The sequence below is a fragment of the Pseudomonas sp. MDT1-85 genome, from assembly GCF_054898065.1.
Map to the genome: position 1 here is coordinate 4,292,488 of NZ_CM142715.1, position 22,607 is coordinate 4,315,094.

Sequence of the window (22,607 nt, forward strand, 5' to 3'; positions counted from 1 at the left end):
TCGCCACCGCGTCCCACGAAATGAGCGCCACCGCCCAGGACGTCGCCCGCAGCGCCGCGCAGGCGGCACAAGCAGCGCGCGATGCCGATCAGGCGACCCGTCAGGGTTTGACCGTGATCGACCGCACCACCGCCAGCATCGACCACCTCGCCGCCGACATGAGCGCAGCCATGGTGCAGGTCGAAGGCCTGGCAGCGAACAGCGAGAAAATCGGTTCGGTGCTGGAAGTGATCCGCGCCATCGCCGAACAGACCAACCTCTTGGCGCTGAATGCCGCCATCGAAGCCGCCCGTGCCGGTGAAGCAGGACGCGGTTTCGCCGTGGTGGCCGATGAAGTCCGCAATCTGGCACGGCGTACTCAGGAGTCCGTGGAGGAAACCCGCCTGGTGATAGAGCAGTTGCAGAGCGGTACTCAGGAGGTGGTGAGTTCGATGAACAACAGCCATCGCCAGGCTCAGGGCAGTGTCGAGCAGGTCGGTCAGGCGGTGACGGCGTTGCGTCAGATTGGTGATGCAGTGACGGTGATCAGCGACATGAACCTGCAGATTGCCAGTGCGGCTGAAGAGCAGAGCGCGGTGGCTGAAGAAATCAATAACAACGTGGCGACCATTCGGGATGTGACCGAATCGCTGTCGGGGCAGGCCAATGAATCGGCGCGGGTGAGTCAGTCGCTTAACAGCCTGGCGAATCAGCAACAGAGCTTGATGGATCAGTTTCGCGTGTGACGCAGACTCCGCGTCCACCGAAGATCCAAATGTGGGAGCGAGCCTGCTCGCGATAGCAATGGCACATCCAGCATCTAAATGGCCGGCAGACCGCCATCGCGGGCAGGCTCGCTCCCACAGGGGTTAGCGGTTGTCCGCAAAATTTGCAGGCAACACAGATCCAATGTGGGAGCGGGCTTGCTCGCGAAGGCGTTGTGTCAGGCGACATTGATATTGACTGTACCGCCGCCTTCGCGAGCAAGCCCGCTCCCACAGGTTTATCGGTGTCCTTCAGATTGGTGTTAGCGTTTGGGCAACTCGATCGTGACTTTCAACCCTTCCCACTCGCTTTCCTGCAACTTCAACACCCCGTCCCACGTGTCGACGATGTCGCGCACGATGCCCAACCCCAAGCCATGCCCATCCGTCTGTTCATCAAGCCGGGTACCGCGACTGAGCACCTGAGCGCGCTGGTCTTCGGGTATCCCCGGTCCATCGTCTTCCACGCTCAACTCAAACCCTTCAGTCGTTTCGACCACGCTCAACCGCACCTCGGCATCCGCCCATTTGCAGGCGTTGTCCAGCAGGTTGCCAAGCAACTCCAGCAGATCTTCGCGATCCCACGGCAGTTGCAAACCGGCAGGCGCGCGGTAGCTCAGCTCGAGGTGTTCGCCGTGAATCATGTTCAACGTGGCCAGCAATCCCGGCAGTTCGGCATCGCAATCGAACAGCGCCCCTGGCAGTGCATCGCCGGACAACCGGGCGCGGTTGAGTTCGCGATTGAGTCGTTGCTGAACCTGCTCCAATTGCGCCTGCATGACTTTGCGCAGCTGCGGCTGAGCATCGAGTTTTTCGCTGGAAGCCAGACTCAACAACACCGCCAGTGGCGTTTTCAAGGCATGGCCAAGATTGCCCAGCGCATTGCGCGAACGCTTGAGGCTGTCTTCGGTGTGGGCCAGCAAATGGTTGATCTGCGTCACCAGCGGTTCCAGCTCCAGCGGCACTTCTTCGTCGAGTTGCGAGCGCTGGCCCTGCTGCAACTGAGCGATTTGCTCGCGGGCATTTTCCAGCGGGCGCAAGGCGCGGCGCACGGTGATTCGTTGCAACAGCAAAATCAACAACAACCCCGCCAGGCCCAGCCCCAGACCGACCTGTTGCATGCGGCTGAAACTCTCACGTATCGGGGTGTAATCCTGTGCCACGCTAATGGAAATCGCCTGGCCCAACCGGCGATAGTCCGAACGCAACACCAGCAACTGCTGCCCTCCCGGCCCCAGTTGCAGGTTGCTGTGCAGGCCGACATGGTCGAGCTGCGGCAGATCCTGATCCCATAGTGAGCGGGAACGCCAATGCCTGTCGGCAAAGTCGATGCGAAAATAATGCCCGGAAAACGGTCGCTGATAGGCCGGCGACAAGTGCCGCTCATCCAGTTGCAACCCCTGCGGCCCACGCACCAGCGCCACCAGCAGGTTTTCGCTGTCGTCGCGCAGCCCCGCTTCCAGGTAGCGCTGCAAGCCCATTTCGAACAGCCATAAACTGGTTTGCGCCAGCACCAGGCCAAAGATCACCATCACGCTGATCAGGCCCAGGCTCAAGCGGCGCTGGATCGACCTCACTGGGCTTGCCCGCCGAACCGGTAACCCTGACCCCGACGGGTTTCGATCACGCTGCGGCCGAGTTTGCGTCGCAGGTGATTGACGTGGACTTCCAGCACGTTGGAATCGCGCTCCGTTTCACCGTCGTAGAGGTGTTCGGCGAGGTGGCTTTTGGAAAGGATCTGCTCGGGGTGCAGCATGAAGTAACGCAGCAGGCGAAACTCGGCGGCGGTGAGCTGGATGTCGGCGCCGTCGCGGGTCACGCACTGGCGACCTTCATCCAGATGCAAACCGGCGGCCTTGAGCGTCGGCTGATTGGCGTGACCGTGAGAGCGGCGCAACAGTGCCTGGACTCGCAGATGCAGCTCTTCAGGGTGAAACGGTTTGGTCAGGTAATCGTCTGCGCCGGCCTTGAGGCCTTCGATCCGCTCAGCCCAGGAACCGCGCGCCGTGAGGATCAGCACCGGCGTGGCCAAGCCGCCGGCCCGCCATTGCGCCAGCACGTCGAGCCCCGGCAAACCCGGCAGGCCGAGGTCGAGGATGATCAGGTCATAGGGCTCGCTGCTGCCCTGGTACACCGCATCGCGGCCGTCGGCCAGCCAGTCCACGGCGTAACCCTGCCGGTTGAGGCCGGCCATCAATTCGTCGGCCAGCGGCACGTGGTCTTCCACCAGGAGCAAACGCATCGGTCAATCTTCCTTGTCTTTCAGTAAGTGGCCGGTGGTGGCGTCGAGGTCCAGCTCGCGCACCACGCCTTCGGTGGTCAACAGCTCAACCTCGTAAATGTAGACGTCGTGCTTTTCCTCAAGCTCGGCTTCCAGCAGCTTGGCCCCGGGATAGAGGTCCAGCGCTTGCTGCAAGAGCTGCTCCAGCGGCAGGATCACACCTTGTTGGCGCAGGCGCAGGGCCTCGTCCTGATCCAGGTCGCGGGCCATGACCACCGAGCAAAAAGCCAGGAGCGCCAGCGCCATACGACTGCTGGCGCGCCGATTAAAAGAAAACACCTTCATTACGTATCCTGATGATCCTTGAGAACCTGCCCGCTGACAGCATCCAGTTCCAGGTCCCACTCAAGGCCCTGCGGGTCGCGCAGTTCCACCTGGTAGATGTACTTGCCATACTCTTCTTTGAGCTCGGTTCCGCTGATTTTGGCGCCGGGGTGTTTGGCCAATGCCGTGGCGTTGAGCTTCTCGAAGGACACAATGGTACCAGCGTCGCGCAGTCTCAGGGCTTCGTCGGGGCCCAGGTCGCAAGCGTGGGCGATGCTGGCGGTCAGACTGATGAGGGAGGCGGTGAACAGGGCAGTCAGGATTTTCATGGGTGTCTCCGTATTTTTTTATGTGTTGCTACGAAAGCTACCTTAGTGATTCGAACTTAACTGAAACTGAATCGCCATCATTGATGATTGCAATGCGACATCACTGACCCACACAAATCCCCTGTAGGAGCTGCCGAAGGCTGCGATCTTTTGACTTTGATTTTTGGTGTTCATGACGCAGCCAATCAAAAGATCGCAGCCTTCGGCAGCTCCTACGGGGGTTGTATGCCAATGAAACACTCTATAATCCCCCGCCTGCCAGACATCGAGACCGGTATGACCGCGATCCACATCAAGTTCCCTTCCCTGACCCTCAAGGCCGGCCCGCGCGCCTTGGCGCGCATCCGTGCAGATGGCTTGAGCGCCGCTGATGTGGGCACACTGCCGGGTGCCGCCGGTGGCCCGAAAGCGTTGGGAATTCAAGGGCTGGATCTGGCGCTGTTCGGCGAATGGCTACCGGCGGCGCCCCGGGAGCGTTCGCTGATTGGCGCGTCGGTGGGCTCCTGGCGGTTCGCCAGCGCCTGCCTGCCGGATGCCGCCGAAGGCCTCCGCCGCCTCGGTCATCTGTATACCGAGCAGAATTTCGCCAAGGGCGTGACCATGGCGCAGATCAGCCAGAGCTCCCGGCGCATGCTCAATGATTTGCTCGACGGCCGCGATGCCTCGATTCTGGATAACGCCCACTACCGACTGAACATCTTGGTGGTCAAAAGCCACGGCCTGCTGGCGGACGATCATCGTGGTCGGCTGGGGCTGGGCCTGTCGTCGGTGATCGCCGACAACCTGCGCGGGCGCGCGCGGCTGTCGCGGCATTTCGAGCGGCTGATCATCCACGACCCGCGCCTGGCGCCACCGGTCAATGCATTGAACGACTTCCCGTCGCGCTTCGTTGCGATGGATACCGGCAACCTGCGCCAGGCCCTGCTCGCCTCGGGTTCGATCCCGATGGTCATGCAAGGCGTGCGCGATCTGCCGGGTGCCGGCGTCGGGACGTTTCGCGATGGCGGCCTGCTGGACTATCACCTCGACTTGCCCTACAGCGGCAACGACATTGTGCTGTATCCGCACTTCACTGATCGAGTGATCCCTGGTTGGTTCGACAAGAGCCTGCCGTGGCGCCGGGCCTGTCCGGCGCGTTTGCAGGATGTTCTGTTGCTGGCGCCGTCGAAGGAATATCTGTCGCGCCTGCCCTACGGCAAACTGCCGGACCGTAACGATTTCAAGCGCTTCATGGGCGACGCCCCGAGCCGGCAGAAATACTGGCGCACGACGATGGATGAAAGCCGCAGGCTGGGTGACGAATTCCTCGAACTGACCGCCAACGGTCGCTTGGGCGAGCGCTTGCTGACCCTTTAGTCAGTGTTTTGCCCAGAGCTCTGGTAAACTCGCCGCCTGCCCACATCGCCGCGGCGATCGCCACCTGACAGAGCTGAACATCACTGTGGAAATTTTTAAAGAATTTACCTTCGAATCCGCCCACCGCCTGCCCCTCGTGCCGGACGGCCACAAGTGCGGTCGTCTGCACGGTCACTCGTTCAAAGTGGCGATTCATCTGAGCGGCGACGTCGATCCGCACACCGGCTGGATCCGCGATTTCTCGGAAATCAAGGCGATCTTCAAGCCGCTCTACGAGCGCCTGGACCACAACTACCTGAACGACATTCCCGGCCTGGAAAACCCGACCAGCGAAGTGCTGGCCAAGTGGATCTGGACTGAATTGAAGCCCCTGCTGCCGGAACTCAGCGCGATTCGTATCCACGAGACCTGCACCAGCGGCTGCATCTATCGCGGTGAGTAAACCGATCTGAAGACAACGCAAATCCCCTGTGGGAGCGTCGGTGCGACGATTCGACTTGCTCGCGAAGGCGGCCGCCTGATACGACGCCTTCGCGAGCAAGTCGAATCGTCGCACCGCCGCTCCCACAGGTGGAACTGCGTTTCGTCAGTGAATAGAGAAACAGCCTTCAACGGCTGTTTTTTTATGCCTATGCTTTTTGGCTCGCACACGCCAAGAGGACGTATCCATGGCTGACTGGCCGCTCGCTCAGACCTATCGCTTCAACGGGCACTCCGTGCGCTACGCCGTGCGTGGCGACGGTCCGCCGCTGGTGTTCGTGCATGGCACGCCCTTCTCTTCTTATGTATGGCGCCGGATAGCGCCTCACTTCATTACCACGCATCGGGTGCACTACTTCGATCTGCTGGGTTACGGACAATCCACGCAGCCGGACAGCGATGTGTCGCTGGGCGTACAAAACCAACTGTTGGCGCAATTGCTGGAGCACTGGGGCCTTGAACGGCCAGACGTGGTGGCCCACGATTTCGGCGGCGCCACCGCGTTGCGCGCGCATCTGCTCAATGGCAAGGATTACCGCAGCCTGACGCTGATTGATCCGGTGGCGCTATCGCCTTGGGGTTCGCCGTTCGTGCAGCATGTGCGCCAGCATGAAGCAGCGTTCAGTGGACTGCCCGATTACATTCAGCAGGCGATTGTACCGGCCTATATTCGCGGCGCGATCAAGCGCGAGATTCCCGATCATGAGCTGGCGCCCTATGTTCGGCCATGGCTTGGGGAACCTGGGCAAGCGGCGTTCTACCGACAGATCGCGCAGATGGATGAACGTTATACCCGCGAGGTCGAAGAGCTGTACCCGACGGTTCGCTGCCCGGTACAGATTCTTTGGGGGGAGGACGATCAGTGGATTCCCATCGAGCGCGGGCGGGCGCTGCATCAGATGATTGCGGGGTCGCAGTTTCATGCCATTGCCAATGCCGGGCATCTGGTTCAGGAGGATGCGCCGGAGGCGATTGTGGCGGCGATATTGCGGTTTTTGCCCCTGCACAAATCCCCCTGAAAAAACCGCATTTAATGTGGGAGCGAGCCTGCTCGCGATAGCGGTCTGACAGTCACCCGAGTAGTGAATGTGCCACCGCTATCGCGAGCAGGCTCGCTCCCACATGGGTGCTGTGTTCCTTCAGGCGCACCGCTTTCGAGCCCTCTCCGAGCCAAATCCGCCTGCTCGTCTATAAATAACAACACCCTCGCGCCATTGGCACGAGCACTGCAGCACCCTCCGCGTCCTCCATCCAGCAAGGAACGCCACATGACGCAGAACGATACGGGCAACGATTATCCCCTCAGCGAAGTCCCGATGCATGCCCGCAAGGGACTTGCCTCCACCGCCATGGTGCTACTGGGTTTTACTTTCTTCACCGCGACCATGTTTGCCGGCGGCAAGCTCGGTGTGGCGTTCAGTTTCGGCGAGATGATGGCGGTGATTATCGTCGGCAACCTGCTGCTGGGGATCTACGCCGCGGGGTTGGGCTACATCGCCTTCAAGAGCGGCCTCAACTCGGTGTTGATGGGACGTTTCTGTTTCGGTGAAGTAGGCAGCAAACTCAGCGACCTGATCCTCGGTTTCACCCAGATCGGCTGGTACGCCTGGGGCACCGCGACGGCAGCCGTCGTACTCGGTAAATATTTCGAACTGAGCGACGGCACGGTTCTGGGACTGATGGTGCTGTTCGGCCTGGGTTTCTGTGCCACGGCATACATCGGCTATCGCGGGCTTGAAATTCTGTCGTACATCGCGGTGCCGGCCATGATGTTGCTGCTGATGCTGTCGATGTGGGTCGCGACAGTAAAGGTCGGCGGACTCGAGGGCTTGCTCGCGGTGGTTCCGACGGGAACGCTGGATTGGTCGACCGCGATTACCCTGGTGTTCGGCACGTTCGTCAGCGGTGCGACGCAAGCAACCAACTGGACACGTTTCTCCCGTTCGGCGCGGGTAGCGGTGCTGGCGAGCCTGATCGGCTTCTTCGTCGGCAACGGTCTGATGGTGTTGATCGGTGCCTACGGCGCCATCGTCTATCAGCAACCGGACGTGGTTGAAGTGCTGCTGTTGCAAGGCTTCGCCATGGCCGCGATGGCGATGTTGCTGCTCAACATCTGGAGTACTCAGGACAATACCATCTACAACTTCGCCGTCGCCGGCTGCAACCTGCTGCGCACCGGCCGGCGCAGAACCGTTACCCTGGCTGGCGCGGTGATCGGCACGCTGCTGGCGCTGCTGGGCATGTATGACATGCTGGTGCCCTATCTGATTCTGCTGGGCACGGTCATTCCGCCAATTGGCGGGGTGATCATGGCGGACTTTTTCTTTCGCTATCGTGGTCGTTACCCCCGCCTGGCCGACACACGGTTGCCCGCGTTCAACTGGCCGGGGCTGAGCGCTTACGCGGTCGGCACAATCGCCGCCTTCAGCTCGCCGTGGGTCGCGCCGCTGGTAGGGATTGCCGCCGCCGCGCTAACGTATGTGCTATTGACCGGGGTACTGGGTGCCCGTACCGCCGACGCACCACTACAAGATCTCTAGAAGGATTCGCCTGATGCACATCATCAACGCCCGTCTGCGCAACCAAGAAGGCCTGCATGAGTTGCACCTGGAAAACGGCCTGATTCACAGCATAGCCCGGCAAACCGAAGCCCCGTCACTGGGGCCTGACGACTTGGACGCCGGCGGCAATCTGGTGGTGCCGCCCTTCGTCGAGCCACACATTCATCTCGACGCCACCCTGACCGCCGGCGAACCGCGCTGGAACATGAGCGGTACGCTGTTCGAAGGCATCGAGTGCTGGGGCGAGCGCAAGGCGACCATTACTCAGGAAGACACCAAGACCCGCGCCAAGAAGACCATCCAGACCCTCGCCGCCCACGGCATCCAGCATGTGCGCACCCATGTCGATGTCACCGACCCGGAACTGACGGCGCTCAAGGCGATGCTCGAAGTCCGCGAGGAAAGTCGCCACCTGATCGACCTGCAAATCGTCGCGTTCCCTCAGGAAGGCATCGAGTCGTACCGCAACGGCCGGGAGCTGATGGAAGAAGCGATCCGCCTGGGCGCCGATGTAGTCGGGGGCATTCCGCATTTCGAATACACCCGGGATCAAGGCGTCAGTTCGGTGAAGTTCCTCATGGACCTGGCCGAGCGCACCGGTTGCCTGGTGGACGTGCATTGCGACGAAACCGATGACCCGCATTCACGCTTCCTTGAGGTGCTGGCCGAAGAAGCCCGCAGCCGCGACATGGGCTCACGCGTCACCGCCAGCCACACCACGGCCATGGGCTCTTACGACAACGCCTATTGCGCCAAGCTCTTTCGGCTGCTCGGGCATTCGAGGATCAACTTTGTCTCCTGCCCGACCGAAAGCATTCACCTGCAAGGACGCTTCGACAGCTTCCCGAAACGCCGTGGCGTGACCCGGGTGAATGAGTTGCTCGAAGCGGGGATGAATGTGTGTTTCGGCCAGGATTCGATCGTCGATCCGTGGTATCCGCTGGGTAACGGCAACATTTTGCGGGTGCTCGAGGCTGGATTGCACATCTGCCACATGCTGGGTTATCGCAATCTGCAAAGCGCACTGGATCTGGTGACCGATAACAGTGCCAAGGCCATGAACCTGGGCGATCGTTATGGGCTGGAACAAGGGCGACCGGCAAATCTGCTGATTCTGTCGGCGGACAGTGATTATGAGGTGATTCGTAGTCAGGGTTTGCCGCTGTATTCGGTTCGCGGGGGCAAGGTGTTGATGAAGCGGCAGATGCCGGTGGTGGAGTTTTGCAGCGATCTGAGCTGAAGTTCAGGTTGTTTGGGCCGACGCCATCGCGAGCAGGCTCGCTCCCACACTGGATCGTTGTGAACACAAAATACCGTGTCCACCAAAGATCTAATGTGGGAGCGAGCCTGCTCGCGATGGCGATCTAAAATTCAACCCATCAACCGCGCCGTACCAAACAACCTGACCCGACTCAATTCGCCATCCAACTCTTCCAGCAAAATCGGCGCCGTGCCGCCAGGCATAACCACCTTCACTTCCCCCGCCGCTACCCACCCTACTCGCCACGCCGCACACGCCACCGCACTGGCGCTGGTGCCCGACGAGGCGGTCGGCCCTTCGCCGCGCTCGAACACCCGCGCAACGATTCGCCCCTCGGATTCAAGCATCGCCCATTGCAGGTTCACCCCTGCCACACATGGCTGCCCTGCCCCGGTCGGCATGGCGTAGGCGATGCGGGTCAATCCTTCGGCCAACGCCGACTCGCGCATCTGCGCGTTACTCGGCAACGCATCGGCGCCGGTCACCAACGTTACGCAATGGGGATTACCGATGCGCACGAACTGGCTGTGATTCCAGGCAGAATCGAGCGCTGACAATGGCCGCACATGACTGACTTCGCGCCCCTTCAACGTCACGGGTTCAACGCCTTGCGCCCCCACCGCTTCAGGCCCGAACGATGGCTGCCCCAGGTCCAGCCAGAACCCCTGCACGCCATCGATTTCAGCGGGTTTGACTGAAGTCTCCACCGGCGAAACCGCGTCGCTCTTGTCGTGATGAACCCGGAGCTGACAGGCCTCTTCCGGTATCAGCCCTTGTTCGCCAAGGGCCTGGGAAAAAATCGTCAGGCCGTTGCCACTGCGCTCGGCCAGGGTGCCATCGGTGTTGACGATCAACAGGTCAAAAGGCGGCGACGATTGAAACGGCCCCACCAGCAAACCATCGCAGCGATGTGCCTTGCTGCCGGGTGGTTGTGTACCCGGGGCCCAAGCGCAGAACGCCTCGATGGCCGACATTGCCCAGGCCTCACGGGTCTGCGCGGCATGGCTGGCCAGCGCAGGCAATTCGATACCGCTACTGCACACGTCGTCCGGCGTCACGACCACGTAGATATTCCCTCGAGCATCGTACATCCGCGTCCTGGCGCCCCCCTCTATGAACAATTGATACGTCGACGATATCGCGAAACAGCGGCTGGCTGTGCAAGGATGTCACCCTGCCTGACTGCGACCCGCCCGGACGAGGTGATCGAACCCTTTGCGGTTGTTCACTGTCCCTTGGGGACGCAACGTTTTTTGCCAAGGATCGATATGACCAACCTCAACACCCAAGCCACCTTCGTCCCCGGACGTCTGGAACAGATGTCCACCCGCATCGCCTTCTTCATCGCAGGCTTCGGCATCGCGGCCTGGGCGCCGCTGGTGCCTTACGCCAAGGCGCGGGCCGGGCTGGATGAAGGAACCCTCGGGCTGTTGCTGCTGTGTCTGGGGGTGGGCTCGATTCTGGCGATGCCCATGGCCGGTATTCTGGCTACGCGTTTCGGCTGCCGTCGGGTATTGAGCGGCGGGACTTTGTTGATCTGTGCGGCACTGCCGCTGTTGGCGACGGTGTCTTCAATTCCCGCGTTGATCGCCGCGTTGTTCATGTTTGGCGCGGGCCTGGGCACGGTGGACTCGACGGTGAACCTGCAAGCGGTGATCGTCGAGCGGGCCAGCGGCAAGACCATGATGTCAGGGTTTCATGGGTTGTTCAGCCTCGGCGGAATCGTCGGCGCGGCGGGTGTCAGCGCCCTGCTCGGCTTGGGGATGTCGCCACTGGGGGCGATGCTGGTGGTGATCGTGCTGCTGGTGGTGGCGTTGCTCAAGGCCGCGCCGCATCTGTTGCCCTATGGCAGCGAAAGCTCCGGCCCGGCGTTTGCCGTGCCGCATGGCATCGTGCTGTTTATCGGCGGGATGTGTTTCATCGTGTTCCTGGCCGAAGGCGCGGCGCTCGACTGGAGCGCGGTGTTCCTGGCACAGGAGCGCGGGATCGACACGGCATATGCAGGGCTGGGTTACGCGGCGTTTGCCCTGACCATGACCGTCGGGCGTTTGACCGGCGATGCCATTGTCCGGCGCCTCGGTGCTACACGAGTGATTGTGTTTGGTGGGTCGACGGCTGCGACGGGCCTGGCGCTGGCGACATTCGCACCGAGTTGGGAAGCGGCACTGGTGGGTTATGCGCTGCTGGGCGCTGGCTGTTCGAACATTGTGCCGGTGCTCTATACCGCCGTGGGCAAACAGACCGTCATGCCGCAAAGCATTGCCGTGCCGGCCATTACCACTCTGGGTTATGCAGGGATTCTCGCCGGGCCTGCGGTGATCGGCTTTATCGCCCATGGCAGCAGCTTGAGTTTTGCCTTTGGGTTGATGGCGGTGTTGCTGGTGGCCGTGGCGATTGGTGGCAAGGTGTTGAAGGTTTAAAGCATCGCGAGCAGGCTCGCTCCCACATTTGATCCGCGTCGTACACAAATGTTGTGTTCACCGAAGATCTATTGTGGGAGCGAGCCTGCTCGCGATGAATCCACCTCGGTCTATCAGAACCCGACGCTGGCCTGCACAAAGAATGTACGCGGTGCGCCGACGTACATCCCCGAGTTGTTGTCGCTGGAGCGGGTGAAGTATTGCTTGTCGAAAATGTTCTTCACCCCCGCGCCGACTTTCAGGTTCGACAGTTGCGAGCCGAAGTCATAACCGCCACGCACGTTCCAGGTGACGTAACCCGGGATGTCGCCGTACTGGCCGTCCGCGCTGCCTTCAGTGATGTAGTTGCCGCTGAAACTGCCATCAGCGTTCACCGCGGTGCCCGGCGAGCGCTGTTTGGACTGGGCAAAAGCATCGAGGTTGTAGGTCCAGCGGTTGACGTCGTAACGCAGGCCGGCGGTCGCCACCTGACGCGAGTAGAACGGTAGGTCACGGCCCTTGAAGCCCGGAATCTCGCCTTCATAAACGGCGCGAGTGTAGGTGAAACCGGCGCTGGCGGTCAGGCCGTCGAGCCGTGGGTCCAGCGCCGCCATGTCGTAGTGCACCGAGGCTTCAAGGCCCTGGTGCGTGGTGGCGCCGAGGTTGGTCCAGCCCACATCGTTGCTGATGTATTGCAGTTCTTTATCGAAGTCGATGTAGAACAGCGTCACTTCCCCGCCCCACACATCATCGTTGTAGCGCGTACCGATCTCGTAAGTCTTGGCCTTTTCCGGGTTCAGGCCATTGGCGGTGTTGTCACCCGAACCACCCTGACCGAGCTGGAAATATTGCAGGCTGCCAAATGAGGTTTCGTAGTTGGCGAAAAGCTTCCAGGCCTCGGACATGTGATACATCACGCTCAGGGCCGGCAGCGGTTCGTTGCTGTCGATGCTGCGGCGTTTTTCCTGCACAGGTTTGCCGGCGGTGTCGAGAACCGGCCGGTCGTGCCATTCGGTGCTGATGCTTTCAAAACGGATGCCGGGTGTCACGGTCCAGTTGCCGACGTCGATCTTGTCATCGATGTAAACGGCGTGGGCTTCGGTGCCGCCGGTGCGATCCTGGAACACATGACCATCGGAGGTTCTGGTGACCACCGGCTGATTGTTCACCAGCGCCAGGCGGCTCGCCTCTTCATGCATGCCCTCTTTCAGGTAGCGATAACCGACACTGGCCTCCTGAGTGGTCGGGCCCAGATCGAACACATGGGACACGCGCGGTTCGATGCCGAAGGTGTAGTAAGTGCGCGGATAGGAACTGAGCGTTCTCTGGTCGCGAGCGGCGATGGTGCTACCACGGAAGCTGTCGGAATAGTAGGTCAGCACTTCGGCCTGGGTACGGTCGTCGATCTGCCGAATCCACTTGAAGGACACGTCCTTGCGGCGGCCGCTGAAGTTGTCATGGTCGCGGTCGGACTGAAACGGATCAGCGTCGTACTGCTTCTGCGTCAGGCCACCGGGCATGTCGGCGCTGGCGTCGTAGTAATGGAAATTGAGGCTGAGATCGTCCTGGTCGGTGGGCGCCCAATGGGTCTTGAGGATCACGTCGTCGATGTCATTGCTGTTGTTGCTTTTGCGATAACCGTTGCCATTCACGCCGGAATACAACAGCGCCACGCCCATGCCGTTATCGGCGGTGCCACCGAGAAACGCAGTGTCGATGTGTTTCCAGCCACCGCGCTGAGTGGTTTCCAGGGTGGTGCCGATTTCGCCGGTGGCTTTCTCCGGGATCGCGCGGGTGACGAAGTTGATCACGCCACCCACGTTTTGTGGCCCATAACGCACGGAACCGGCGCCACGCACCACGTCGATGCTGTCGAGGTTGCCGGAAGAAATCGGTGCCATGGACAGCTGCGGTTGCCCATAAGGGGCGAAGGCGGCCGGCACGCCGTCGATCAGCACGGTGGAGCGTGGCGACAGGCGCGAGGTCAGGCCGCGCACGCCGACGTTCAGGGAAATATCGCTGCCGCCGGTGCCGTTGGCGTCCTGTACTTGCACGCCGGGTACACGACGCAATACGTCACCAACGTTCATGGCGCCCTGCTCGACCATGGCTTCACGACGAATCACCGTGCGCGCGCCGGGATGGTTCTGCACCACGGCGGCGTCGGCATCGCCGAGCCAGTCGCCGACCACTTTGATGTCGGTCACGCCCAACTCCAGCGGACCGTTGGCGGCGGAAGTCGGGGCAGGCATCAGGGTCACCGAGCCTTCATCGATCTGATATTCCAGACCGCTGCCTTGCAGCAATTGGCGCAAGGCTTGTTCTGGCGAAAGATTACCGTCCACTGCCGGGGCCTGTTTGCCGGCCACCAGTTCAGGGCTGAAAAAAACCTGCAGCGAGGTTTGCTGACCCAGCTGACTCAAGGCCTGACCCAGCGGCTGCGCCTGAATATGAATGGCATTGGCAGCGAACGCCTGGGGCAGCGCCGAGCTGACCGCCAGGGCGAGAGCGAGGGGCAGCCAGGATGTTTTGTTATTTTTAGCGGTGGTTTTCTTCACGTCGAACATTGTCCTGTGGATCGCAAGAGTGTGCGGCTGTTAATGCAAACCAGTTGCAGTTGGACAAGAAGACGAAGAACTCGAAAAAAACCTGACTCTATCGGGCAATTATTTCCTGACTGCCGTCATCGAGGGTCCGAATGGCCACCGGCAGAATGCTCGGCAAGGCCTTGAGCAGCGCGTCGGTGTTGTCGGATTTGAACACGCTGGTCAGGCGCATATTGCCCACTTTGGCGCTACCGACCGTCAGCGGCTTTTCCCGATAACGCGACACCTCCTCGGCCACTTCGCTGAGGCTGGCGTTGTTGAACACCAGTTTGCCGCTGCGCCACGCGGTCAGTTCCGCAGGGTTGACCGTATAGGCGGCGGCCACCTTCCCCAGGGCATCGACGCGAGTGCCGAGGCCGGCGGTAAGGCTGACGAAATCGGCGCCGTCACCTTGCACCTTGACCGTGCCCTGCTCTACTACGACACGGGTTTCGGTGCTGTCGCGACGCACGTCGAAACGGGTACCAGTGACTATCACTTTGCCGCTGCCCGCCTCGACCACGAACGGTCGGCTGCTGTCGTGCTCGACGCTGAACATCGCCTCGCCTTGCGTCAACTCGATGCCGCGACGATCTTTTTCATAGCGCACCTGCACCCGACTGCGGCTATTCAGATCAATCACCGAACCGTCCGGCAACGCCACATGACGACGTTCGCCAAGGGCCGTGGAATATTCAACCGTGTAGGTCGCCGGAGGGTTCAAGCCACTGAACAACCCCAGGCCGAGCGCCACCGCCAACACACTGGCGGCCACCGCGTAACGCACCAGCGGATGACGTGTGCGGCGCGCCGTCGGGGTTTCGCACAAGGCGTGCAAACGCTTGGCCGGCAGCAGATCTGTTGCCGCCCACAAGCTCTGGAGCATTTGATATTCATCGCGATGCTGAGGGTGTTCGTCCAGCCAGATCTCGAAGCCTCGCCGCTCTTCGGCGTTGACGACAGGTTCCTGCAAACGCACAAACCACCGCGCCGCGTCGTCGCGAACCGTTGTTTGCCCGCACGCACAATCACGAGTATCCATCATGGAAAGTCCTGTTTGGCTGGGGATGAAAGGGCGCACCGCAGCTGCCTTTCGTAGGAGCTGCCGAAGGCTGCGATCTTTTGACTGTCTTGAAACCGCTGGAGAGCAAGATCAAAAGATCGCAGGCGTCGCCAGCTCCTACAGAGGCTGGCGATCTTTTCGGGCTGCGAAGAATCATGGCTGTAGTCCGTCCAGGCGATCACGCAAATGCCGCAGGGTGCGGATCATATACTTTTCCACCATGTTCTTGGACAGCCCCAGGCGTTCGGCGATTTCGGCCTGGGTCAGGCCTTCGATCTTCTGCCAGACGAACACCTTGCGACAGTTGACCGGTAGCTCGGTGAGCGCCCGTTCGATGGAATCCGCCAACTGGATCGCGTGCATGAAATGCTCCGGGTCGCCGGACGACGACACACTGTGATCGATCGCCGCCGACTCCATGGCACTGCGCCGATCCTCACGCCGATAACCGTCCACCGCGATATTGCGCGCAGTCTGGTGCAAATACGCCCGAGGTTGGTGCACCGCCGCCGAATCGCACTCGAGCACCCTCACGAAGGTGTCGTGGGCCAGGTCCTCGGCCTGCTGACGATTTCTCAGGCGACGGGTCCAGGTGCCGATCAACTCTTCGTAATGCTCGAAAAAGCCGTGTCTGCGGGGCAGCTTGGGGGTCATTGCGGTGTGCTGTGGGGAGGAAGCGTGAATAGTAATGCTTCCTATTAAGACGAAGCAATGGATTCCCGTCGGCGCGTTGACGTACGTTCAAGAGGAGATGAACACAGCATCAGGCCGGGTATAGCGTTGGGGGCGATAAAGCGGATTGGGAAGACGCTGACCGGTCTCGAACGAGAGGGTCGACAGCCCGCGAAAATCATCGCGGGCCGTGTAACCGTATCAATGCGTGGTGATTACCTCCAGTTGGCCGCCAGCACAGGCTGCAACGCCTGTTGCTCGGCAGCGCCAAAGGTCATGGTCGCCGGTGCCGCCGGCGCAAACGCCGCCATCGCCTGGACCAGATGCTCGACATTACTGTCCATCAACCGATGACGGTCGCCGGCCATGATGTTCCGTGGACGTTCAGGGGCGTCGGCATACCAGTTATGCAGCGTGACCTCCTGCTTGCTGCCGATGACCGATATCTGCAGATCCTGCCCTTTGTGCTGGAACCACAGATAATCGGGGCTGATGTCCTTGCCAAAGACCAACTCGCCCATCCCGCCGCTGAACTCGAGGTCGTTGACTCCGTGCCCGACTTCCACCGTTGGCATGTTGCCGCTGACCAACACCTTGTTATTGCCATCCCCCAGTTTCACCGTGGTGAAAGACCCGGAGTCGGTAATGGTGTTGTTGCCATGGCCGACGGTGAGCTTGTCGACATCACCGGTCACAACGTTATTGCCATTGCCCAAGGTGATATTGCCTCGGCGGCCCGTGACGTTCACCTTATTGTCACCGTTGCCGGCAAGCACTTTGGCATTCGAGGCCTCGACATTGATGGTCTTGCTCTCGTCGCCCAGCGTGACATCGGCGAAGAAGCCTTTGACCGTCATGACGTTGGGATCGGTGACTGCCGGTAGAGGGTCCGCAGTCGAAGATGTTGAACCGCCGCGAATTCTGTCTCGGATTGACGCAAACGTGGTGTCCGCCGTTTGCCCTGCGCCCCAAGTATCATCCGGCTTCAGCCGCGGATCTTGCGCACCCACGACGTCAGGAACGGTGACCGGTCGACGCGTCGGGATATCAAGGTCGCGATGAGCGATATCGATCATCGGGATATCCGGAATGACAATCGGCCGAGGGCTCGGAATATCAGTCGGCGTGCGCCCACCCACATCACGTCCGACCGGACCGATATCCGGTACTTTGGACGGCTCCAGGGAGCCGACACCGCGTTCTGCCAGGATCTGCTCAATTGTCTTGGTCTCCGGCACCTTGATGTCCGGAATCGTGACCGAAGGTCGCAGCACCGGATCAATTGTCGGGACGCTGATGGTCGGCTGCAGATCAATGGGAGGCAACGGTACGACCACCGAAGGCTTGTCGATGCCGGGACGCTCGACAATCGGTGTCAGCGTACCCGGTACAGTGACCGTCGGCTGCTCGGTCACCGGTGTCACCACCGGCCCGACCGTCGGCACCACATCCGGTGCATGCTCGGCGAAGATGAAGTCCGACGCACTGACCTGCGCGACATCCAATGCATCCAGATACAACAGCTTGGTGTTCGAATCGCTGCGCGTCACGTACACACCATGAATCTGCGTCAGGCCATTGAAGGTGGCGCGGTTCTGGTGTTCGACGGTCAACTGGCTGAAATCGGTGACGCCGGTCTGACGCAGGTCGATCTTGTCGACGCCATGCCGGAACCCGCGCAAGGCGTTGCTGTAATCCTTGGCGCCGGGTTGAGTCGCCACCACAAACACATCCGACGTTGCGCTGTCATGGCTGTAGATCGTGCCGTTCAGCGAGGCCACGGTTTTGCCCTGAGCGTCGCTGCTGTACATCACGCCTTTACCGCCACCGTTGAGCACCACGGTGCCCAGGCCTTCTTGCGGCTTGACCGCCGAAGCATCGCTGTTGACGTAAGCCGTCGGCGCCACAAAGCTGTCCTGGAACTTGAAGCTCGCTGCGGTGATGCCAGCGAGTGCCTGATTTTTCAGGACGATGCTCTGGCCCTTGCCCAGGTCAACCTTGACGTCCGCGCCCTGCTGCGTCAGCTGCAGATCAGCGAATTTTTTCCCGGCAAACCCCACCAGATCGACGATTTCGCCACGGGCAGCTTCGAAGTTGCTGATGGTATCGCTGCCCGCGTCACGGCGATGGACCACAAAGAAGTCCTTGCCCGCACCGCCCGTCAACGTGTTGTTGCCACGCCCGCCGTCGAGCAAGGCATCGGCCTTGCCGGCCACCAGCGTGTCGTTGCCATCGCCGGTGACGACGTTCTGAATGCCCGACGGATTTTTCACCGTCAACGCCGCGCCGCCGATGCTGGCGACACCGGTCAGCAAATTGACCGAGGTATCCCCAGAAACAGCCGCCGCATTGAGGGTATTACGCCCGCCCGCCACGCCATTGACCGCATCATCCAGCACCGCACGGTTGGCATGCCCAACCACCGATTTGAGGTATTCGTCGGTGTAGAAATAGGTGTCGTCCGCAGTGCTCTTGCTGCCGTACAAACGCAGCGACCAAGTGTTGAGTGTCACCGGCAGACCGGAAGCCGAATCGGTCACCTGCAGTGTCCAGTTACCCGCGGAGCGCTCACCGAAGTCATGGGTCGACATGAAGGTGTACTTGAACGAACCGGACTGCGTGCTGCCCAAGTCGGTTGGACTCGCGCCCGGCATGCCGTCCGGGACCTTGCCCTGGCAGTTGAGCAGTACGCTCTGAGTGCCGTCGGGGGAAATCAGTTTGAGCGTCAGGTCGCCAAGACGGCCAACCTGAGCGTCGAAATCGATCTCGACGTGCTCGACATTCAGACCGGCATTCATGGCGATGGACGACGTCAGCGTCGCACCCGCCCCCAACGGTTTCCCGAGGGCACCGCTGGAGGCGCTATAGACGTATTCGTTGGCGCCGGTACTTTGGGTCATCCACGCCTCGGACAAGCGCACGGCAGCCCGCGCATCGACTTCGCCAAAACCGTAGTCGTTGCTGGTGTGCATGCCCCCACCGTTCCAGCCGTGGGCGCCGTTGTCGCTCCACTGAGTGGACGGGTCGTTGATCTTGCGCGCCGATAACGCGAGGATCTGCTGCACATCCCGATAGCCCAGGTTCGGGTTGGCTTCCAACATCAGCGCGACAATGCCGGAAACAATCGGCGCGGCAAAACTGGTGCCTTGCATGCTGGTGTAGTCATTGCCAAAGGTAGAACCGCGTTCGGTTTCCAGCATATGGCTGGTGGACACAACATTGCTGCCCGGCGCCGAAACCAGAAGGCTTGCACCTGGGTTGGAGAACGGCGAGGAGCCAATCTGCAGTGTCGACAAATCACCCTGTGCGTTGATTGCGCCGACTTCCACCGAAAAGCGGTTGTTGTTGGTCAACGATCCCTGGGCATTACCGCCGGTTGCACGGCTGTTGCCGCCTGCCGCGACAATGACGGTGCCCAGACCACCACGACCGTTACTCGCGGCGTACTGGGCATTCATGCTCAGCGCCGTGGCGGTATTGACGAAGCCGTCCTGAAAGCTGCTGAGGGCGAAATCGTTGGTGAACCCCCAACTGTTATTGGCAATGTCAAAGCTGACCATATGCCCCAGCCCCGCGAGGTCGGCGCCGCTATTGGCCAGGTAGTAACCGCCCAGCGTTGCGCCGTAGGCCACACCCACACCGCCGACGCCATTTTTGGCCGCGACCATGACACCCGCCACCATCGTTGCGTGGTTGGACACCAGACCCGGCAAGGTGCCATTGGTCTGTTGAGTCTGCAGCCAGGCCTTGTCGACATTCGGCGCCAGGTCGGGGTGAACGATATCAAAGATTTCAGGTGCGGTGGCGAACTGGCCGCCTGGCTCGAATTGACCGATTCGCACGCCTTTGCCGGTGTAGTCCTTCCAGACCGGCAGCACGTTGGTATCGCTCAAGTACCATTCCTGAGCCGCCAGCGGATCAAGCGGTACTTCCGGCGTCAGCAGGGTCACCCCGGCACGCATTGGCGCGGTCTGTCCGCTGCTCAGGTCCACCACCGATGCCGACAGGTTGCCGGCGGCATCGGCCACACCGTATTTGAAGCTGATCAGACCGGTGTAACGCGCATCCGGGCTAAACAACACATCGCCCTGGGCGGTGAGGCTGACCGTACCGCCGACCGCATCGCCGACGTTGGCAATGCGCAGCGCACCCTGACTGTTGAGGCGCTGATCGTTGGCCAGCAGACTCTCTGCGGAAATCAGGTGAACCTGAGTGCGATCGAAGGCCTTGCCGTCCTTGTCACGTGTCAGCACGTCCGCCACGGGCATGGCGTTGGGGGTTTGCAGGTCAACGGCGGAAATGTCCGAGAAGTTGAGCTTCTGGATATTGGTCAGCGTGACCGTGCCGTCACGCCCGGCGACCTTGTCGGCCACTTCATAACCGGTAGCGGTGTGGGTGATCCGGTAGTCGCCATGGTTGCCGTGCAGCGTCACCAGGTTGATCCCGCCGTCGCCGTCGATGGTCGCATTGCCGTGGCCGACTTCGATGATGTCATTGCCGACGCCGCCGTAGATTTTATCGGCGCCGCCACCGGCATGGATGATGCTGCCGGCTTCGGAGGCGTAAATGGTGTCGCCCTGTGGCCCGGCATAAATCACGGCTTTGCCGCTGCCGCCGATGATGGTGTTGTGGCCGGTGCCGCCGACCAGTACGTCGTTGCCGCCGCCGCCGATCAGTGTCGAATCCCCGGAGCCGCCTTTGATAAAGGCACTGGAGTTACCTCCACTGATAATGGTGTCGTTGCCACGACCACCTTCGGCGATGGTCAGGCCAGCCTTAGCCATGTTTAACCTAACGCCTTCTTCTCCGACGATAATCGCCGTGTCATGGCCGCCGTTGCCATGAAAGTTGGCCGTATTGTCTGATCCGCTGATGACAAACACATCATCGCCTGCACCGCCGTTATAGGTGTTGCTGCCCGCGCCACCCACCAGCCAACCGCCAACCGGTGCAGCGATCAAGGTGTCGTCGCCGCTGCCGCCATACAAATTATTCACCCCCAGTTTTGCCGCATCCAGGGTTTCCCCCGTGGTGCTCTGGCTGGCATAAGCGCTCGTCGTTCGGCTGTTGACGCCGCTGGTGGTCGAGGTCACCCGCGTGCCGGTGCCCTGACTGGTCAGGGTATTGCTGACCGGGTCGCCAAGGAAATCCACCGCCAGCGCTTCCTGGCTTTTGCCATTGATGGTGAACGAACCGGTGGCAAGCACCTTGTTGCCGTCACGAATTTCAGCATTGCTGGAAGCCGCGCGGACGTTGATCTGGGTAATGCCCAGCTCGGCCAGCGTCTTGAGTTCACCAGAATCGACTTTCGCGTCATGCGTGCCGTCAACCCAGACCCGCAACTTGCTCCAGATCGGATCCTTCTGATCGATCACGCCGTCCTTGTTCGCGTCTTCGCTGGCCAACGCCGCGAAACCGTCCTTGAACCGCGTCTCGCCAGCAGCACCGTTGATGCCCATCTTGCCGCCGTAATACTCGGAGAACATCTGGCTGACGTCTTTGATCTGGCCACTGCCATCGTCGATCACCAACATGCCGGTGCTGCGATCCGCCCAGCCGCTACGCTTGACCGTGCCACTGTGGTCGGTATCGAACAGCACACCGTCGCGGATGTCGGTCATGTGCACGCCATTGCCGGTCAGGTCCAGCAACAACGGGTCAACGTACGTGTTGAATGTCGACATCGCCGACAAACCGTTCAGGGTCACTGCACTGCGCAGGCTGAAGTCCGGCTTGGCGGCGTCCGGGGTCGGGTAGAACTGCGACAGGTAAGTGTTGGGGCGAGGGTTGGGGTCCAGCTGCATTTCACCAGGGCGGATACCGCCTGAGGCGAGACTGGCCATCTGGGTAGAGGTGAAATCGGTTTTGTTGAGCATCCCGCCGAGGGCAAAGATGTTGTGCGTCGCGGCGTTTTGAATGTAGCCGTTGGCGACGTCTTGCTGGGCTTTGCTTTCGCCTTGGATGTGTTGTTGGGGTTGGGGGGATGGGTTGATGTCGATGTTGATCAGGTTGGATGTCTGAAGGACAGTAGATACATCACCAGCGCCAAGCCACAAACATTGCTGACCATTTTTTGCTTCATAATATTCACCGTGACGCGTCAAGTCGTCACGAATGATTTGGCCACCATAAGTATGCAGAAGATTGCTGACTGGATTTATGTTATCTGCCGGGAAAAGAGCACCCTCGAACTCTTTGCCATTATAACCAATGGACCTCAATGAAGCATATACAAAATCCACGCAACTATTAGTCAGAAGCCTATAACGCGTATTATCAAATCCGCCGGACGCAGGATTCTCCGAAAAAGCCTTTAAATTTTTATATTGATCCTCAGTCAATACCACGCTTACTTCATAGACCGTCTCCTTGTAGCCAGCATTATCATTCCGACCTATTTGCCCTGGCCCGCGCACTTCATCAAACTTTGATTCAAAGCCATAGCTAGAGTTCTCGCCCACCCCATCGCTTAAGGCATACCACATATGCCCCCCTGACGATGAGTGGCTATCGCCAGCCTTGTGGTCGCCTTTATCCTGTTGATAGACATATTGCGCGCCTGCCTTTGCGACTTTATAAGTCACACTATACTTTTTTTCCACTTTCCCGCTCC

16 protein-coding genes are annotated in these 22,607 nt (G+C 60.5%); 7 read left to right on the forward strand and 9 right to left on the reverse strand.

Annotated elements, in window-relative coordinates:
• The first annotated feature begins 20 nt into the window (after positions 1-20).
• Positions 21-725, forward strand: a complete 705-nt coding sequence (locus ACYZT2_RS19500) for a methyl-accepting chemotaxis protein (protein WP_461973175.1) — start codon at positions 21-23, stop codon at positions 723-725.
• Positions 726-1,006: 281 nt separating this feature from the next.
• On the opposite strand, the gene ACYZT2_RS19505 is transcribed toward ACYZT2_RS19500, so the two are convergent.
• The 4 genes from ACYZT2_RS19505 to ACYZT2_RS19520 are packed head-to-tail and all read right to left on the reverse strand — an operon-like array spanning position 1,007 to position 3,617.
• Positions 1,007-2,320 (reverse strand): sensor histidine kinase, encoded by a 1,314-nt coding sequence (locus tag ACYZT2_RS19505; protein WP_461966537.1) that lies wholly within the window; start codon positions 2,318-2,320, stop codon positions 1,007-1,009.
• Complete coding sequence (locus ACYZT2_RS19510) at positions 2,317-2,985, reverse strand: response regulator transcription factor (RefSeq protein WP_461966539.1); 669 nt, start codon at positions 2,983-2,985, stop codon at positions 2,317-2,319. Before ACYZT2_RS19510 ends, ACYZT2_RS19505 begins: the two co-directional genes overlap by 4 nt.
• 3 nt (positions 2,986-2,988) lie before the next feature.
• The gene (locus ACYZT2_RS19515; RefSeq protein ID WP_052963131.1) at positions 2,989-3,309 is read right to left on the reverse strand and encodes a PepSY domain-containing protein; all 321 of its coding nucleotides are present in this window, start codon (positions 3,307-3,309) and stop codon (positions 2,989-2,991) included.
• Positions 3,309-3,617, reverse strand: coding sequence for a PepSY domain-containing protein (locus ACYZT2_RS19520; RefSeq protein WP_461966541.1), 309 nt, complete (start codon positions 3,615-3,617; stop codon positions 3,309-3,311). Before ACYZT2_RS19520 ends, ACYZT2_RS19515 begins: the two co-directional genes overlap by 1 nt.
• Before the next feature lie 276 nt (positions 3,618-3,893).
• On the opposite strand from ACYZT2_RS19520, the gene ACYZT2_RS19525 reads away from it, so the two are divergent.
• The 5 genes from ACYZT2_RS19525 (at position 3,894) to codA (ending at position 9,254) form a co-directional block, all read left to right on the forward strand.
• The gene (locus tag ACYZT2_RS19525) at positions 3,894-4,973 is read left to right on the forward strand and encodes a patatin-like phospholipase family protein (protein ID WP_461973178.1); all 1,080 of its coding nucleotides are present in this window, start codon (positions 3,894-3,896) and stop codon (positions 4,971-4,973) included.
• An 85-nt stretch (positions 4,974-5,058) separates the two neighbouring features.
• The gene (queD, locus tag ACYZT2_RS19530) at positions 5,059-5,415 is read left to right on the forward strand and encodes a 6-carboxytetrahydropterin synthase QueD (protein WP_461966543.1); all 357 of its coding nucleotides are present in this window, start codon (positions 5,059-5,061) and stop codon (positions 5,413-5,415) included.
• A gap of 226 nt (positions 5,416-5,641) precedes the next feature.
• A complete protein-coding gene (locus ACYZT2_RS19535) occupies positions 5,642-6,472 on the forward strand; it encodes an alpha/beta fold hydrolase (protein ID WP_461966545.1) in 831 nt (276 codons plus the stop codon).
• Positions 6,473-6,721: 249 nt separating this feature from the next.
• Positions 6,722-7,993: a cytosine permease gene (gene codB, locus ACYZT2_RS19540; RefSeq protein WP_461966547.1), complete on the forward strand. Its 1,272-nt coding sequence runs from the start codon at positions 6,722-6,724 to the stop codon at positions 7,991-7,993.
• A gap of 13 nt (positions 7,994-8,006) precedes the next feature.
• The gene (gene codA, locus ACYZT2_RS19545; protein WP_461966549.1) at positions 8,007-9,254 is read left to right on the forward strand and encodes a cytosine deaminase; all 1,248 of its coding nucleotides are present in this window, start codon (positions 8,007-8,009) and stop codon (positions 9,252-9,254) included.
• 131 nt (positions 9,255-9,385) lie between these two features.
• Here the strand turns inward: codA and ACYZT2_RS19550 are convergent, their stop codons facing one another.
• The gene (locus tag ACYZT2_RS19550) at positions 9,386-10,366 is read right to left on the reverse strand and encodes a diaminopimelate epimerase (RefSeq protein ID WP_461966551.1); all 981 of its coding nucleotides are present in this window, start codon (positions 10,364-10,366) and stop codon (positions 9,386-9,388) included.
• Positions 10,367-10,543: 177 nt separating this feature from the next.
• Here ACYZT2_RS19550 and ACYZT2_RS19555 point away from each other — a divergent pair, with 177 nt between their 5' ends.
• Entirely contained in the window at positions 10,544-11,695 is a 1,152-nt protein-coding gene (locus ACYZT2_RS19555) for an MFS transporter (protein WP_461966553.1), read from the forward strand.
• Between the two features lie 113 nt (positions 11,696-11,808).
• Here ACYZT2_RS19555 and ACYZT2_RS19560 read toward each other — a convergent pair whose 3' ends face one another.
• The 4 genes from ACYZT2_RS19560 to ACYZT2_RS19575 all read right to left on the reverse strand — a co-directional run bounded on the left by ACYZT2_RS19560 (position 11,809) and on the right by ACYZT2_RS19575 (position 22,596).
• Positions 11,809-14,232: a TonB-dependent siderophore receptor gene (locus ACYZT2_RS19560; protein WP_461966555.1), complete on the reverse strand. Its 2,424-nt coding sequence runs from the start codon at positions 14,230-14,232 to the stop codon at positions 11,809-11,811.
• Between the two features lie 97 nt (positions 14,233-14,329).
• Positions 14,330-15,304, reverse strand: coding sequence for a FecR family protein (locus ACYZT2_RS19565; RefSeq protein WP_461966557.1), 975 nt, complete (start codon positions 15,302-15,304; stop codon positions 14,330-14,332).
• A gap of 171 nt (positions 15,305-15,475) precedes the next feature.
• The gene (locus tag ACYZT2_RS19570) at positions 15,476-15,976 is read right to left on the reverse strand and encodes a sigma-70 family RNA polymerase sigma factor (protein ID WP_461966559.1); all 501 of its coding nucleotides are present in this window, start codon (positions 15,974-15,976) and stop codon (positions 15,476-15,478) included.
• A 233-nt stretch (positions 15,977-16,209) separates the two neighbouring features.
• Positions 16,210-22,596, reverse strand: coding sequence for a S8 family serine peptidase (locus ACYZT2_RS19575; protein WP_461966561.1), 6,387 nt, complete (start codon positions 22,594-22,596; stop codon positions 16,210-16,212).
• Positions 22,597-22,607: the final 11 nt, after the last annotated feature.

What these genes read in the sequence shown, in the direction of transcription:
- ACYZT2_RS19500 (WP_461973175.1), top strand. Translation starts at nt 21, where the DNA reads ATGAGCGCCACCGCCCAGGACGTCGCCCGCAGCGCCGCGCAGGCGGCA.
- ACYZT2_RS19520 (WP_461966541.1), bottom strand. Translation starts at nt 3,617, where the DNA reads ATGAAAATCCTGACTGCCCTGTTCACCGCCTCCCTCATCAGTCTGACC.
- ACYZT2_RS19550 (WP_461966551.1), bottom strand. Translation starts at nt 10,366, where the DNA reads ATGTACGATGCTCGAGGGAATATCTACGTGGTCGTGACGCCGGACGAC.
- ACYZT2_RS19510 (WP_461966539.1), bottom strand. Translation starts at nt 2,985, where the DNA reads ATGCGTTTGCTCCTGGTGGAAGACCACGTGCCGCTGGCCGACGAATTG.
- ACYZT2_RS19570 (WP_461966559.1), bottom strand. Translation starts at nt 15,976, where the DNA reads ATGACCCCCAAGCTGCCCCGCAGACACGGCTTTTTCGAGCATTACGAA.
- ACYZT2_RS19525 (WP_461973178.1), top strand. Translation starts at nt 3,894, where the DNA reads ATGACCGCGATCCACATCAAGTTCCCTTCCCTGACCCTCAAGGCCGGC.
- codA (WP_461966549.1), top strand. Translation starts at nt 8,007, where the DNA reads ATGCACATCATCAACGCCCGTCTGCGCAACCAAGAAGGCCTGCATGAG.
- ACYZT2_RS19535 (WP_461966545.1), top strand. Translation starts at nt 5,642, where the DNA reads ATGGCTGACTGGCCGCTCGCTCAGACCTATCGCTTCAACGGGCACTCC.
- ACYZT2_RS19515 (WP_052963131.1), bottom strand. Translation starts at nt 3,309, where the DNA reads ATGAAGGTGTTTTCTTTTAATCGGCGCGCCAGCAGTCGTATGGCGCTG.
- codB (WP_461966547.1), top strand. Translation starts at nt 6,722, where the DNA reads ATGACGCAGAACGATACGGGCAACGATTATCCCCTCAGCGAAGTCCCG.
- ACYZT2_RS19565 (WP_461966557.1), bottom strand. Translation starts at nt 15,304, where the DNA reads ATGATGGATACTCGTGATTGTGCGTGCGGGCAAACAACGGTTCGCGAC.
- ACYZT2_RS19555 (WP_461966553.1), top strand. Translation starts at nt 10,544, where the DNA reads ATGACCAACCTCAACACCCAAGCCACCTTCGTCCCCGGACGTCTGGAA.